Consider the following 14,099-nt stretch of genomic DNA (forward strand, 5'->3'; position numbering starts at 1 on the left):
GCGGAGCCCCCGCCGGGGTTCGAGGGGCGGAGCCCCTCAGGGGGTCTGGGGCGCAGCCCCAGGGCTCAGCCGGTACAACCCGCTGCACGGGCGGGCGGGTGGGCAAACCCGCCGGGGTCAGAGGGGCAGAGCCCCTCAGCGGGTCTGGGGCGCAGCCCCAGGGGCCGGGCCCATCCAACCCCCCGCACGGGCGGGTGGGTGGGCAAACCCCCCGGGGGTGCAGGGGGCGGAGCCCCCGCGGGGGTGCGAGGGGCGAAGCCGCCTCAGGGGGTCTGGGGCGCAGCCCCAGGGGCCGGGCCTGTCCAACCCCCTGAACGGGCGGGCGGGTGGGCAAACCCGCCGGGGTCAGACGGGCGGAGCCCCTCGGCGGGTCTGGGGCGGGGCCCCAGGGGGTTGGGGGTGGGCGGGGTCATTTGACGGCGCCGCCCACCCCGGAGACCAACCTCCGCTGCACCAGCACAAACACCACCAGCACCGGCAGAGTCATCACCGTGGAAGCCGCCATGATCCCGCCCCAGTCGTTCTCGTCCGGCTTGAAGAAGACGAGCAGCGCCATCGGCAGCGTGGACTGCGACGTGTCGCTGATGATGAACGACTTCGCGAACAGGAAGTCGTTCCAGGCGGAGATGAAGGAGAACACGCTCGTCGCCACGAGCCCCGGGAACACCAGCGGAAACAGGATCTGCCACAGGAACCGCGTACGGCTCGCCCCGTCGAGCGCCGCGGCCTCCTCAAGGGCGACCGGCACCCCCTTCACGAACCCCCGCAGCATCCAGATCGCGAACGGCAGCGAGAACGCGAGGTGCGGCAGGATCAGCGCGCCCAGCGTGTTGAGCTGGCCGAGGTCGCGCATCAGGAAGAAGAGCGGGATGGTCAGCGCCTCGACCGGCACCATCTGCGCCACCAGGAACATGATCAGCAGCGTGGTGCGGAACCGGAACCGGAAGCGCGTCACCGCGGTGGCCGCGAGGAAGGCGATCAGCGCCGAGAGCAGCACCACCGACCCGGCCACGACCAGACTGTTGAGGAAGTAGCGCCCGAAGTCGTGCTGGGTGAAGACGCGGCGGAAGGAGTCGAGGGAGGGCGACAGGGTCCACGGCCTCGGGTGCGACGACTGCACCTCCCCCGCCGGCTTGAACGCCGAGAGCACCATCCAGTACAGCGGGAAGGCCACCACCAGGGCCACCAGCAGCGCGGCCACCTCGGCGACGAGCCGCCCGGGCCTGCGGATGCGTACGGAACTCACAGCTCCTCCCCCTGTCGGCTCAGCAGCCTCAGATACACCAGCGTCGCCGCGAGCAGGATCAGCAGCATCACCACGCCGATCGCCGCGCCGAGGCTGTACTGCGAGGAGGCGAACGCCTTCTGGTACGCGTACACGTTGAGCACCAGGTTCTGGCCCGCGATGCCGCCCCCGTTCGTCATGACGTAGATCTGGGTGAACACCTTGAAGTCCCAGATGACGGACTGGATCGTGACCACGGTGAGGATCGGCCGCAGCATCGGCACCATGACGGACCGCCAGATCCGCCACTGCGAGGCCCCGTCGAGCGCCGCGGCCTCCAGGACCTCGCCCGGGATGGCCCGGATCCCGGCGTACACGGTGACCATCACGAACGGGAACGAGCACCACACCACTTCGAGCAGCACCAGCAGGAACGCGCTGTAGCGGCCGTACGTCCACGAGTGGTCGCCGAGCCCCAGGACGCGGTTGACCGGTCCGAAGTCGGGGTCGAACAGGAACATCCACACCGTGGAGCCGGTGATCGCGGGCGTCGCCCACGCGCCGAGCGCGGCCAGCATCAGGGCGAGCCGGGGCAGCGCCCGTACGCGGGTGAGGAGCACCGCGAGTGCGCACCCCACCGCGAGGGTGCCGAGCACACAGGCCGCCGCGAAGACGACGGTGGCGAGCAGCACCGACCAGAACTGGCTGTCCGAGAACAGCGCGGTGTAGTTGCCGAACCCCTGGAAGCTGGTCGGCTCACCGCCGCTGACCTGGGCCTGGGTGTACTCGAGGAAGGAGATCAGGCCCAGCTGGTAGATCGGGTAGACGAGCAGCGCGCCCAGGACGGCGAGGGCGGGCGCCAGATAGAGCCAGGGCGTCCAGCCGGCCCGCCGGGGCGAGCGCGGGCGCGGACGTTTCGCACCGGGTGACGCGAGTGGGGCCCTGGGCGCGGTGCGCTCGGCGGTCACGGGGCTCAACCCGCCGCCCCGAACGCCTCGTTCATCTTCTTCGCCGCGTCCGCCGACGCCTTCGCGACGTCCTTCTTGCCGCTGACGATCTCCTGGAACATCGTGGGCAGCACCAGCGAGGAGTCGATCTGGCCCCAACCGGGCGACGCGGGAACGAACTTGGCGCCGGCGGCGAGGGTGCGCACGAACGGCTCGACGAACGGCTGCTTCTTCGCGACCTCGGCCCGTACGTCGGTGTAGGTGGGCAGGAAGCCCATCGCGTCGAACAGTTCGCGCTGGGTCGCCTTGGAGGCGAGCTGCTCCATCAGGCCGACCGCGAGCGTGCGGTGCGAACTGCTCTTCAGCACACCGACGTTGTTGCCACCGGCGAAGGCCGGGGCGATCGAACCCGGGGTGGGGCCGGGCAGCGGCACCACCGCGTACTTGCCCTTGACGGTGCCGGCCTCGACGGCGGCGTGGTTGAAGTCGCCGCCGATCGCCATCGCCGCCTTGCCGTTCGCGAAGGCGGTCACGGTGGCGTTGCCGCCCATCTGGGCGCACTTGGCCGCCGGGCAGTTGTCGTCGCCAAAGAGCGAGGTGTAGGCGGATATGCCCTTGCGCGCGGCCTCGCCGTCGAGGGCGGAGGTGTACTTTCCGCCGTTCTCGGTGGCCAGTTCGCCACCCTGCGCCCACAGGAAGGGCAGCGCGCCGTAGGTGTAGGCGCCGCCCACCGCGAGGCCGTAGAGGTCCGGCCTGCCCTGGTGGACCTTCTTCGCCGTCGCGATGAGCTCGTCCTGGGACTTGGGCACGGCGAGGCCCAGGTCCTTGAGGACGTCGGTGCGGTAGTAGAGGGCGCGTACGCCCACGAACAGCGGAGCGCCGTAGACCTTGCCGCCCACCGTGACCGACTGCCTGGCGGTCGGGTCGGTGTCCTTCGCCTCGTTCCACGCGGCGAACTCGGCGCTCACATCGGCGAGTCCACCGTCCTTCACGTATCCGGCGGTGTCGGTGTTGCCGTACTCGATGACGTCGGGCGCCGAAGCGGGGTCGTTGAAGGCGGCCTTGATCTTCTGGGCGCGGGTCTCGACGGGGATGTACTCGACCTGGACGTCGGCGCCGCTGTGGGCCTGCTTGAAGGCGGCCACGGCCTTGTCGACGACCTGCTGCTTGGGCCCGTTGTTCACCTCCTGGAAGAGCCAGACCCTCAGGGTGCCGCTCTTGTCGTCGCCCTTCGCGCTGTTGTCGGACGTCTGAGGGGCGCAGGCGGAGAGCCCGGCGAGGGCAAGTGCCGCCAGCGGCAAGGCGGTTCGGGCAGAGAGCTTCACTGCGGAGATCCTCCCCATGGCCGTTGCAACATACGCAACGAGCGTTTCGCATACTGCAGAATACGGAGGAGGTTAAGGCGCGGGCCGAGGCTCCGGCAAGAGGTCTGGACAACCCGGCGCGCTCACTTCAGGACGACCTCGCCCACACAAAACGGCCCCCGGGGTGTGCGTGTCGCACACCCCGGGGGCCGTCGCGCGGGCCCTCGCCGGGCCCTACTTCTTGTCCTTGCCGCCCTTGTCCTTGTCGCCGCCGGCGCCCATGGACTCGTAGATCTCCTTGCACATCGGGCAGACCGGGTACTTCTTCGGGTCGCGCCCCGGCACCCATACCTTGCCGCACAGCGCCACGACGGGCGTGCCGTCGAGCGCGCTCGCCATGATCTTGTCCTTCTGGACGTAGTGGGCGAAGCGCTCGTGGTCGCCGTCGCCGTTCGACACCTGGGGTGTCGGCTCGACGAGGGTCCCCGTACCTGCCCCGCGCTCGGGCTCAAGAGTGCTCATAACCACCAAGGGTACTGAAGGCGACGGGATGGAGTGGAGGGGCCGTCACCCAGACCTTCCCCCGGTACCGGAGCCGCCGCCCACCATCAGTTGAGCGACGGGTCGTCCGGATAGGTGGCCACCATCGCCAGATCGCTGCGCTGACGGCGCAGCACCGCCCGCCACAGGCTCTCCGGGTCCGGGGACGAGACGTCGCCCGGCTCCGACTCCACCACGTACCAGGCCCCGTCGGTGAGCTCGTCCTCCAGCTGGCCGGGGCCCCAGCCCGCGTACCCGGCGAAGATCCGCAGCGAGCCGAGGGCCGCCGCGAGCAGCTCCGGGGGCGTCTCCAGGTCGACCAGGCCGATCGCCCCGTACACCCGCCGCCAGCCCAGCGGGCCCTCGTCACCGGGGATCACCGCGACCCCGAGCGCGGAGTCGAGCGAGACCGGGCCGCCCTGGAAGACCACGCCCGGCTCGCCGGCCAGATCCGCCCAGGACTCCAGGATGTCGCCGACACCGACCGGGGTGGGCCGGTTCAGGACCACGCCGAGCGTGCCCTCCTCGTCGTGGTCGAGGAGCAGCACCACCGCGCGGTCGAAGTTCGGATCCGCGAGCGCGGGGGTCGCCACGAGCAGCCGCCCGGTGAGCGAGGACACCTCGGTCATGCGGACATGATCCCCCAGAACGGGGCGGCGCGGGAGACGGAGCGGCACCCGAAGCGGGTCAAGGAGGGGCGGTGGCCGGATGACGGCGGGCGCACGGCGACCCGCGCGCCCGCCCTGCCGTGCGCCCCCGGCGGCCGTCCCGCCGAGCGCTCCCCCGAGCGGCTCCGGGCCCGTGACGCTGCGCAGAACTTCCTGCGCGGAGCGTGCTGTAGCGAATTCATTACCTTCGTGAACCCTCCTCGCCCTTACGGGGCAGGGGTAAAAGCCCCTTACCCTTTATCCCTGCCCCTTGCCCGACCACTCCGGAACGCGAGATTCATGACCGGCACAGACGATGTACTGCTTGTCCACGGCGGAACCCCGCTCGAGGGCGAGATCCGCGTCCGCGGCGCGAAGAACCTCGTGCCGAAGGCGATGGTCGCCGCCCTCCTCGGCAGCGGCCCGAGCAGACTGCGCAACGTGCCCGACATCCGCGACGTACGCGTCGTACGGGGCCTGCTGCAGCTGCACGGCGTCACCGTCCGTCCCGGCGACGAGCCGGGCGAGCTGATCCTCGACCCCTCGCACGTCGAGTCCGCCAACGTGGCCGACATCGACGCGCACGCGGGGTCCTCGCGGATCCCGATCCTGCTCTGCGGCCCGCTCCTGCACCGGCTGGGCCACGCCTTCATCCCGGGCCTCGGCGGCTGCGACATCGGCGGCCGGCCCATCGACTTCCACTTCGAGGTGCTCCGCCAGTTCGGCGCGACCATCGAGAAGCGGGCGGACGGCCAGTACCTGGAGGCCCCGCAGCGGCTTCGCGGTTGCAAGATCCGGCTGCCCTACCCGTCGGTCGGCGCGACCGAGCAGGTGCTGCTCACCGCCGTCCTGGCGGAGGGCGTGACCGAACTCTCCAACGCGGCGGTGGAGCCGGAGATCGAGGACCTCATCTGCGTTCTGCAGAAGATGGGCGCGATCATCGCCATGGACACCGACCGGACCATCCGGGTCACCGGTGTCGACTCCCTCGGCGGCTACACCCACCGCGCCCTGTCGGACCGCCTGGAGGCCGCCTCCTGGGCGTCCGCGGCGCTGGCGACCGAGGGCAACATCTATGTGCGCGGCGCCCAGCAGCGCTCGATGATGACCTTCCTGAACACCTTCCGCAAGGTCGGCGGCGCCTTCGAGATCGACGACGAGGGCATCCGCTTCTGGCACCCCGGCGGCTCGCTCAAGTCCATCGCCCTGGAGACGGACGTGCACCCCGGCTTCCAGACCGACTGGCAGCAGCCGCTGGTGGTCGCGCTCACCCAGGCCACCGGTCTGTCGATCGTCCACGAGACGGTGTACGAGTCGCGGCTCGGCTTCACCTCGGCGCTCAACCAGATGGGTGCTCACATCCAGCTGTACCGCGAGTGCCTGGGCGGTTCTGACTGCCGCTTCGGGCAGCGCAACTTCCTGCACTCCGCGGTCGTGAGCGGGCCCACGAAGCTCCAGGGCGCCGATCTGGTCATCCCCGACCTGCGGGGTGGGTTCTCGTACCTCATCGCCGCGTTGGCCGCGCAGGGGACGTCCCGGGTGCACGGGATCGATCTGATCAACCGGGGGTACGAGAACTTCATGGAGAAGCTGGAGAGTCTCGGCGCGAAGGTCGAGCTTCCCAACGGATCCCTGGTCTAGCCCCGCCCCCCTCACAAAGCCCCCGCCCCGACCCCCGGGCGGGGGCTCCCCCTTTGGGGCTCCGCCCCAGACCCCTTGAGGGGCTCGCCCCTCGCACCCCGGCAGGGGCTCCGCCCCCTGCACCCCTGCTCAGGGGCTGCGCCCCCGAACCCCCCTTCGCGCCTGAACGGCGCTCGTCCTCAAACGCCGGACGGGCTGAGGTGGCCTGGTGCTGCCCAGCACCGAGCAGTTAAGGGGCGCGGGGAACTGCGCGAGGCAGGCCGGGCCACACGTGCGGCCCGCACCGGTCCCGCCAGGGGCGCGGGGAACTGCGCGAGCAGCGACCACGGTCCGCAGACGACCGCGGGGTTGGGGGCGCGGGGAACTGCGCAAACCCCGGGCCAACACCGGCCCTGCCAGGGGCGCGAGGAACTGCGCGAGAAGCGAGCACGGTCCGCACCCGGCCGAGGAGTTAGGGGCGCGGGGAACTGCGCGTACCCCGGGCGGTCCCAGCACCCCCAGGGGCGCGAGGAACTGCGCAACCGGTCGGCGCGGGGACCGGGGCGGGGGACTGCCCCGGAGGGGGTGGGTGTGCGGAAGGGCGGCCACCCCTGGACAGGGTGGCCGCCCTTCGCGTTGGTGCTAAGCGGCCTTGCGGAGCAAGAGGCGCTTACTTGCCCTTGGCGGCTTCCTTGAGCTTCGAGCCCGCGGAGACCTTCACGCTGTAGCCGGCCGGGATGTTGATCGGGTCGCCGGTCTGCGGGTTGCGAGCGGTACGAGCGGCACGGTGGGTGCGCTCGAAGGTCAGGAAGCCGGGGATGGTGACCTTCTCGTCGCCCTTGGCGACGATCTCGCCGACGGTCTCGGCGAGAGCGGCCAGCACGGCGTCGGCGTCCTTGCGGGTCACCTCGGCGCGGTCGGCCAGCGCGGCCACCAGCTCACTGCGGTTCATGTTGTTACTCCCGTGTTCTTCTTGCCTGTGAGGCGTGCCACGCGGCGGAAGCCGCATGTATGGGTACAGCGAAGCCGATGCTGCCAGGGCCCTCGGACAGTCCCCGGACCCGGGTCCGCTTGCACGACCTCGCGTCCTGGGGGTCCCCCCTGGACGAAGTCCTTGGGGAAGCATCCTGCCCCCACCCACGGCGGGAAAGCCAATCCGGCACCCTCCCGGGTCACACCGCGTCACACGAAAAGCGCCACTGCCTCATCAAGGTGACGCTCCGTCGACATGGTGCGGACTCCCGGACCGGGGCCGGTGCGGGATGCGGGCCATGGTCCGCCACCCTAAGGGGGCGCTCAGGGGCCCGCATCCCGCGACGCGCCGGAGGTCAGGCCGACGTGGGCCCTGTCACAGCCGCCCCGGCGGCCTTGGCGGCGTTGCGGACGGCACCCGCGACGGCTCCGGCGACCTTGTCGTTGAAGACCGACGGGATGATGTAGTTCGCGTTGAGCTCGTCCTCGGCGACGACGTCCGCGAGCGCGCCGGCCGCGGCCAGCATCATGTCGGTGTTGACCGTGCGGGACTGGGCGTCCAGGAGGCCGCGGAAGACGCCGGGGAAGACCAGGACGTTGTTGATCTGGTTGGGGAAGTCCGAGCGGCCGGTGGCCACAACTGCCGCGCTCTGGCGGGCGATTGCGGGGTCCACCTCGGGGTCCGGGTTCGCGAGCGCGAACACGATGGCGCCCTCGGCCATCGCGGCCACGTCGTCGCCGTTCAGGACGTTGGGGGCGGAGACGCCGATGAAGACGTCGGCGCCGACGACGGCCTCCTTGAGGGTGCCGGTGAGGCCCTCGGGGTTGGTGTTGTCGGCGATCCAGCGCAGCGCCGAGTCGGGGCTCGCGTCGACCAGGTCCTCGCGCCCCGCGTGCACCACACCGTGGATGTCGGCGACGACCGCGTTCTTGACGCCGGCCGCCAGGAGCAGCTTGAGGATGGCCGTACCGGCCGCGCCCGCACCGGACATGACGACCCGTACGTCCCCGATGCCCTTGCCCACCACGCGCAGCGCGTTGGTCAGCGAGGCGAGCACCACGATGGCGGTGCCGTGCTGGTCGTCGTGGAAGACCGGGATGTCCAGGGCCTCGCGCAGCCGGGCCTCGATCTCGAAGCAGCGCGGCGCGGAGATGTCCTCCAGGTTGATGCCCGCGAAGCCGGGGGCGATGGCCTTGACGATCTCGACGATGGCGTCGGTGTCCTGGGTGTCCAGGCAGATGGGCCAGGCATCGATGTCGGCGAAGCGCTTGAAGAGGGCCGCCTTGCCCTCCATGACCGGCATGGCGGCCATCGGGCCGATGTTGCCGAGGCCGAGCACCGCCGAGCCGTCCGTCACGACTGCGACGGTGTTGCGCTTGATGGTCAGGCGCCTGGCGTCCTCGGGGTTCTCGGCGATCGCCATGCACACCCGGGCCACGCCGGGGGTGTAGATCATCGAGAGGTCGTCACGGTTGCGGATGGGGTGCTTGGCCTGCATCTCGATCTTGCCGCCGAGGTGCATCAGGAACGTACGGTCGGAGACCTTGCCGAGGACGACGCCCTCGATGCCGCGCAGCTGCTCGACGATCTCGTCGGCGTGTGCGGTGGAGGTGGCCGCGATGGTGACGTCGATCCGCAGCTTCTCGTGGCCGGAGGCGGTCACGTCGAGGCCGGTCACCGATCCGCCCGAGGACTCCACGGCCGTGGTGAGCTGAGAGACCGCCGTGCCGCTGGCGGGCACCTCAAGGCGGACCGTCATCGAGTACGAGACGCTTGGCGCCGTTGCCATGACCGTGTTCCTCTGCTTTCCCTAGCTTCGTTGCAGGCGCCGCCCCGGCTGTGGCGCGGCGGCGCCATCCGATGGTCGCACCTACTGGCTGGTAGCCGATAATGGGCGAGCCTTTTCGGAAAGTTGTTTCCACCATACGAGAAAGCGGTGGTCCGGCGGAAGACCCAAGGGCGCGCGGGACCGCCGACGGCGCCCACGAACAGCCGACGACGCCCGCCCAGCCGACGACCGCGGTCGACACCAACGACAACAGGCCCACGCCATCCGAAGATGACGTGGGCCTGTCGCTCACGCTATGACACCGGCCCGCCATGCTCGCCTCGCGGCAAGTGGTCGCTCTGAGCGACTAAGGTTGGGCCCGGGGGCTTGGATCGAGCCGGTGCCACAACCAGGCTAACAAACCACTCCGCCAAGTGATCCCCGCATCGCGCGTTGACTTTCCCTTCATTCCCGCAACAGGTCCGGCACCCCGTCCGCGTCGGGCTCGTCCCGTTCCCCCGAGACGACCGTGAGCTGCTGTGTCGCCCGCGTCAGGGCCACGTACAGGACCCGCAGTCCGGCGGGTGACTCGTCCGCGATCTCGGCCGGCGACACGACCACCGTGGCGTCGTACTCCAGCCCCTTGGCCTCCAGGCTGCCCAGCGCCACCACGCGGTCCCCCAGGTCCGCCAGCCAGCGCGCGGCCTGTTCGCGGCGCCGCATGGCGACGACCACGCCGACCGTGCCGTCCACCCGGTCGAGCAGCAGCGCCGCCTCCTCGCGCACCGAACGGGCGAGGTCGCCGTCGCGCACCACCGCGAACCGGGGCGCCACGCCCGTCGAGCGCACGGCGGCCGGCGACTTCATGCCGGGCATCGCCAACGCCAGGATCCTGGCGGCCAGTTCGGCGATCTCGGCCGGGTTGCGGTAGTTGACGGTCAGCTCGAAGCGGCGGCGCGGGCGGCTGCCGAGCGCCTCGTCGCGCGCCTCGGCCGCCTCGTCCGGGTCGGACCAGGAGGACTGCGCCGGGTCGCCCACGACCGTCCAGGTGGCGGTCCGTCCGCGCCGGCCCACCATCCGCCACTGCATGGGCGTGAGGTCCTGGGCCTCGTCGACGATGACGTGGGCGTACTCGGTGCGCTCCTGGGCGAGCCGCTCGGCGCGTTCGCGCTGGGTCTCCTCGCGGTGCGGCATCAGCTCTTCGAGACCGGTCAGCGCGTCCAGCGGGTCGTACTCGCGCTTGCGCTTCGGCCGGGCCGGGGCGCCGAGCAGCGTCTCCAGCTCGTCGAGCAGCGCCACGTCGTGCACCGAGAGGGCGCCGTCGGCGGTGCGCGCGAGCGAGCGGGCCAGACGGCGCACCTCGCCCTGGTTGAGGACCCGGCGGGCCCAGCGCGCCAGGCGCTTCTCGTCGGCCATCGCGGCCAGCACCCCGCGCGGGGTCAGCTCGGGCCACCAGGCGTCGAGGAAGGCGATGAAGGAGTCCTCGGAGGCGATGTCGTCGTCGAAGGACGAGCGCAGTTCGGCCGCGAGCTCGGGGTCGGTGTGCCGCCCGCTCGCGCCCGACTTCGCCCACAGCGCGTCCAGGAGCAGTCTGCGGGCCCGCGGGCGCAGCAGGTTGACCGGCGCGGTGCCGCCGAGCACGGTCTGGCGGATGCGCCGCAGCTCCTCGCCCTCCAGCTCGATCCGGGCGCCGAACGCGACCACGCGCAGCCGCTGCGCGGGATGCGGCGCGGGCGCCTGCTCGCCGAGGGCGAGCTGCTCGCCGCCCCGGCCCCTGGACCGCCGGCCCCGCTCCCCCGGCCCCTCCAGGGCGCCCCTGGCGGCCTTGCGCAGGACGTGGAGCATGCGCGAGGAGCCCTTGATGCGGGCGACCGCGGGATCGTCGTACGCGGTGGCCTCGGCGCCGTCCACCAGGTTGCCGACCGCGCGGATCGCGACCTGCCCCTCCTCGCCGAGCGAGGGCAGCACGCCCTCGGTGTACGCGACCAGCAGCGGGGTCGGCGAGACGATCAGGATGCCGCCCGCGTAGCGGCGCCGGTCCTGGTAGAGGAGGTAGGCGGCGCGGTGCAGGGCGACCGCGGTCTTGCCGGTGCCGGGCCCGCCCTCCACGTACGTCACCGAGGCGGCGGGCGCCCGGATCACCAGGTCCTGCTCGGCCTGGATCGAGGCGACGATGTCCCGCATCGTGTGGCTGCGGGCCTGGCCGAGCGCGGCCATCAGGGCGCCGTCGCCGATCACGGGCAGCTCGGCGCCGTCCAGGGCGGCCTTCAGCTCGGGGCGCATCAGGTCGTCCTCGACGCCCAGCACCTTGCGGCCCTTGGAGCGGATCACCCGGCGGCGCACCACGCGGCCGGGGTCGACCGGGGTCGAGCGGTAGAAGGGCGCCGCGGCCGGCGCCCGCCAGTCGATGACCAGCGGCGCGTAGTCGGAGTCCAGGACGCCGATGCGGCCGATGTGCAGCGTTTCGGCGATGTCCGCCGTGCCGTCGGGCCGCACCGCGTCCTCGGCGGGCTCCACCGAGGTGTAGGCGCCGTCCGGGCCCTTCTTGCCGTCCACGCCCTGGAGCAGGTCGATCCGGCCGAAGAGGAAGTCCTCGAACTCGTTGTTGAGCCGGTTCAGATGGACCCCCGCCCGGAAGACCTGGGCGTCGCGTTCGGCGAGGGCGCCGGGCGTACCGACCTGACCGCGCTGGGCGGCGTCGTTCATCAGGAACTCCGCCTCGTGGATCTTCTCCTCCAGGCGGCGGTACACCTGGTCGAGGTGGAGCTGTTCACCGGCGATTTCGCGTTCCCGGACCGAATCCACAGCGGATTCGGAGGTACCGGCAGCGGAATCGACAGCGGCATCCTGCGCGGCCACCGAGGCCCCCTTCTGACGTGCATTGGGCAGCCGTCAACCGTACGCGAAGGGGGACCCGATGTCAGGCCACGATTCGGCAGCGAACCGCATGTCGGGCCGCATGTGCGGCCGTGCGGCTCAGGCCGGGACGTCCACCAGCGCCCTCCCGTCGAACGTACGGACCTCGAAGTGGTCGATCTGGTCGTGGTTCATCGCGGTGCCGCCGTGCACGTACAGCGGGTAGCGGGCCGACTCGTGCGGGCTGTCCTTGATGCCGTACCCCCAGCCGGGCACCGCCCACGACGTGACCGTCTCCCGCTCGCCGTTCTTGCCGACCGCGATCAGGCTGCACTTGAGCGGGCCCTTGACGTTCTTCAGCTCCAGGACGGTGTGGGTGCCCCAGGCCTTCGGCTCGGTGCCGACCGTCGCGGTGACCTGTGAGGCGGGGTCGGTGGCGGAGACCTTCTGGGTCATGTGGTTGAAGAAGGCGTCCTCGGCCGGGCTGGTGGGGTGCGCCTCGGCGCTCTGATGGGTGCCGGTGCCCGAAGAGGTCGCCACCACGGCGACGGCCGGGCCGCCCACGATCAGCGCCGCCGCGGCCGCGACCAGGTACGTGGTGCGCCGCCTGCGCCGGGCGCGCTGGGCCGCCACCTCGTTGATCAGGGACGTGGACAGATCGGGCGGGGGCGGGCGCAGCGGCTGGGCGGCGGGTCCCGGGAACTCCCTGAGAGCCGCCAGCACCGGCTCCATGCCGGCCAGGGAGTCGAGTTCGGCGGCGCATGCCGCGCAGCCCGCGAGGTGCTCCTCGAAGGCGGTGGCCTCGGCGTCGTCCAGGACGCCCAGCGCGTACGCGCCGACGGCCTCGTGCGGCGAGCCCGGTGCGTGGTCCCCGTGCGTCATGTCGTCACCCCCCGTTCCTCCAGTGCGAGTTTCATGGAGCGCAGGGCGTAGAAGACCCGCGACCGCACGGTCCCGCTGGGCACGCCGAGCACCTGGGCCGCCTCATTGACGGTACGTCCCTTGAAGTACGTCTCGACGAGGGCCTCCCGGTGCGCCGGGGTGAGGTCGTCGAGCGCATCGGAGAGGGTCATCAGCCACAACGCCTTGTCGATCTCGTCCTCCGCGGGCATGACCTCCAGCGGCGACGGATCGACCTCCTGCGGCCGGGCCTGCCGGCTGCGGTGGCCGTCGATGACGATGCGGCGCGCGACCGTCACCAGCCAGGGGCGGACCGAACCGGTGGCCCGGTTGAGCTGACCGGCGTTCTTCCAGGCGCGGATGAGCGTCTCCTGCACGACGTCCTCGGCCCGCTGGCGGTCGCCGGCCACCAGGCGCATGACGTACCCGAGCAGCGGCCCCGCGTGTTCGCGGTACAGCGCGCGCATCAGCTCCTCGTCGGGCACGGAGCGGTGCTTGGCCCCTCGCGGACGGTCATCGGCCACGGCGGCATCCTTGCGCAACCGGCACCTCCAGGTCGAGACCATCCCGGGCGCGGGCGCGCACCGGTCGTCCCTCCATACGGGTGCTTGACGCGATCCATTCAAAAGCGCGGCGACTTTTCTCGGCGGACGGCCGCGGAACGCCTCAGGGCGCGGCGACGCGGCGCCGGTGGCGGGCCACCCGCTCGCGGTTCCCGCACACCTCGCTGGAGCACCAGCGCCGCCGCCGTCCGCGCGAGGTGTCGAGGTAGAGCAGCCGGCAGCTGTCGCCCTCGCACTGGCGCAGCCGGGCCCGGGCCTCGGGGTCGGTGAGCAGGTCGACCGCGTCCCGGGCCACGGCGGCGAGCAGCGCGTCGCACTCGGGGGCCCGGCTCAGGGTGCGCACGAGCCCGCCGTCGGCGCCACGGATCGCGCGGACGCCCGGGGGCGCGGCGGCGGCGAGCGCGTTGATCCGGTCGAGGGCGGCCGGGGCGCCGTCGGCGGGGCCGCCGAGTTCGGCGTACACCAACTGGGCCACACAGGACCGCAGTTCGACGAACCGGGCGGGCCAGTCGCACCAGTCCGCACCGGCCGGACCGGCGCCGGGAGGTTCGGCGCCGAGCGGCTCGGGGCCGCGCGGCAGAAGCCCGGCTCCGCGCAGCCAGCGCACCAACTCCGCGACGCTGCCCAGCTGTTCGTGGCCCTGCGCCCCGGTCGCCACCAGATCCAGACAGATCCGCCCGGAGTCGAACCGCACCATGCGCCTGTCACCGCCTAGGGGTTACCGGTGAGTGCCTCCCCCCAGAGTGCCCGTCCGGG

12 protein-coding genes are annotated in these 14,099 nt (G+C 71.7%); 1 reads left to right on the plus strand and 11 read right to left on the minus strand.

The window, feature by feature from the left end; all coding sequences use genetic code 11:
* Positions 1-409 precede the first annotated feature (409 nt).
* The 5 genes from ACGF3I_RS29695 to ACGF3I_RS29715 all read right to left on the minus strand — a co-directional run bounded on the left by ACGF3I_RS29695 (position 410) and on the right by ACGF3I_RS29715 (position 4,645).
* On the minus strand, positions 410-1,246 hold the full coding sequence (locus tag ACGF3I_RS29695; RefSeq protein WP_393137347.1) for a carbohydrate ABC transporter permease: 837 nt from the start codon (positions 1,244-1,246) through the stop codon (positions 410-412).
* Positions 1,243-2,193, minus strand: a complete 951-nt coding sequence (locus ACGF3I_RS29700) for a carbohydrate ABC transporter permease (RefSeq protein WP_393137349.1) — start codon at positions 2,191-2,193, stop codon at positions 1,243-1,245. Before ACGF3I_RS29700 ends, ACGF3I_RS29695 begins: the two co-directional genes overlap by 4 nt.
* 5 nt (positions 2,194-2,198) lie before the next feature.
* Positions 2,199-3,497 (minus strand): extracellular solute-binding protein, encoded by a 1,299-nt coding sequence (locus ACGF3I_RS29705; RefSeq protein WP_393137351.1) that lies wholly within the window; start codon positions 3,495-3,497, stop codon positions 2,199-2,201.
* A gap of 213 nt (positions 3,498-3,710) precedes the next feature.
* Positions 3,711-3,998: a DUF3039 domain-containing protein gene (locus ACGF3I_RS29710; protein ID WP_078966510.1), complete on the minus strand. Its 288-nt coding sequence runs from the start codon at positions 3,996-3,998 to the stop codon at positions 3,711-3,713.
* A gap of 86 nt (positions 3,999-4,084) precedes the next feature.
* Positions 4,085-4,645, minus strand: a complete 561-nt coding sequence (locus tag ACGF3I_RS29715; protein WP_393137354.1) for a YqgE/AlgH family protein — start codon at positions 4,643-4,645, stop codon at positions 4,085-4,087.
* Positions 4,646-4,963: 318 nt separating this feature from the next.
* On the opposite strand from ACGF3I_RS29715, the gene murA reads away from it, so the two are divergent.
* The gene (gene murA / locus ACGF3I_RS29720; RefSeq protein WP_393137356.1) at positions 4,964-6,304 is read left to right on the plus strand and encodes a UDP-N-acetylglucosamine 1-carboxyvinyltransferase; all 1,341 of its coding nucleotides are present in this window, start codon (positions 4,964-4,966) and stop codon (positions 6,302-6,304) included.
* 649 nt (positions 6,305-6,953) lie between these two features.
* On the opposite strand, the gene ACGF3I_RS29725 is transcribed toward murA, so the two are convergent.
* The 6 genes from ACGF3I_RS29725 to ACGF3I_RS29750 form a co-directional block, all read right to left on the minus strand.
* The gene (locus ACGF3I_RS29725) at positions 6,954-7,235 is read right to left on the minus strand and encodes an HU family DNA-binding protein (protein ID WP_003968811.1); all 282 of its coding nucleotides are present in this window, start codon (positions 7,233-7,235) and stop codon (positions 6,954-6,956) included.
* A 376-nt stretch (positions 7,236-7,611) separates the two neighbouring features.
* Positions 7,612-9,045: an NAD-dependent malic enzyme gene (locus tag ACGF3I_RS29730; RefSeq protein WP_393137357.1), complete on the minus strand. Its 1,434-nt coding sequence runs from the start codon at positions 9,043-9,045 to the stop codon at positions 7,612-7,614.
* A 444-nt stretch (positions 9,046-9,489) separates the two neighbouring features.
* A complete protein-coding gene (locus tag ACGF3I_RS29735) occupies positions 9,490-11,883 on the minus strand; it encodes a HelD family protein (protein WP_393137359.1) in 2,394 nt (797 codons plus the stop codon).
* Between the two features lie 117 nt (positions 11,884-12,000).
* Complete coding sequence (locus ACGF3I_RS29740; protein WP_393137361.1) at positions 12,001-12,762, minus strand: anti-sigma factor family protein; 762 nt, start codon at positions 12,760-12,762, stop codon at positions 12,001-12,003.
* Positions 12,759-13,346, minus strand: coding sequence for a sigma-70 family RNA polymerase sigma factor (locus tag ACGF3I_RS29745; protein WP_100578615.1), 588 nt, complete (start codon positions 13,344-13,346; stop codon positions 12,759-12,761). The genes ACGF3I_RS29740 and ACGF3I_RS29745 overlap by 4 nt, the downstream gene beginning before the upstream one ends.
* A gap of 100 nt (positions 13,347-13,446) precedes the next feature.
* Positions 13,447-14,040, minus strand: a complete 594-nt coding sequence (locus ACGF3I_RS29750; protein ID WP_393137363.1) for a CGNR zinc finger domain-containing protein — start codon at positions 14,038-14,040, stop codon at positions 13,447-13,449.
* Positions 14,041-14,099 lie beyond the last annotated feature (59 nt).

The organism is Streptomyces sp. NPDC048111 (assembly GCF_043202815.1).
GTDB lineage: Bacteria > Actinomycetota > Actinomycetes > Streptomycetales > Streptomycetaceae > Streptomyces.

Coding starts and splice junctions, on each gene's coding strand:
- murA (WP_393137356.1), top strand. CDS start 4,964: ATGACCGGCACAGACGATGTACTGCTTGTCCACGGCGGAACCCCGCTC.
- ACGF3I_RS29750 (WP_393137363.1), bottom strand. CDS start 14,040: ATGGTGCGGTTCGACTCCGGGCGGATCTGTCTGGATCTGGTGGCGACC.
- ACGF3I_RS29745 (WP_100578615.1), bottom strand. CDS start 13,346: ATGGTCTCGACCTGGAGGTGCCGGTTGCGCAAGGATGCCGCCGTGGCC.
- ACGF3I_RS29715 (WP_393137354.1), bottom strand. CDS start 4,645: ATGACCGAGGTGTCCTCGCTCACCGGGCGGCTGCTCGTGGCGACCCCC.
- ACGF3I_RS29710 (WP_078966510.1), bottom strand. CDS start 3,998: ATGAGCACTCTTGAGCCCGAGCGCGGGGCAGGTACGGGGACCCTCGTC.
- ACGF3I_RS29725 (WP_003968811.1), bottom strand. CDS start 7,235: ATGAACCGCAGTGAGCTGGTGGCCGCGCTGGCCGACCGCGCCGAGGTG.
- ACGF3I_RS29740 (WP_393137361.1), bottom strand. CDS start 12,762: ATGACGCACGGGGACCACGCACCGGGCTCGCCGCACGAGGCCGTCGGC.
- ACGF3I_RS29730 (WP_393137357.1), bottom strand. CDS start 9,045: ATGGCAACGGCGCCAAGCGTCTCGTACTCGATGACGGTCCGCCTTGAG.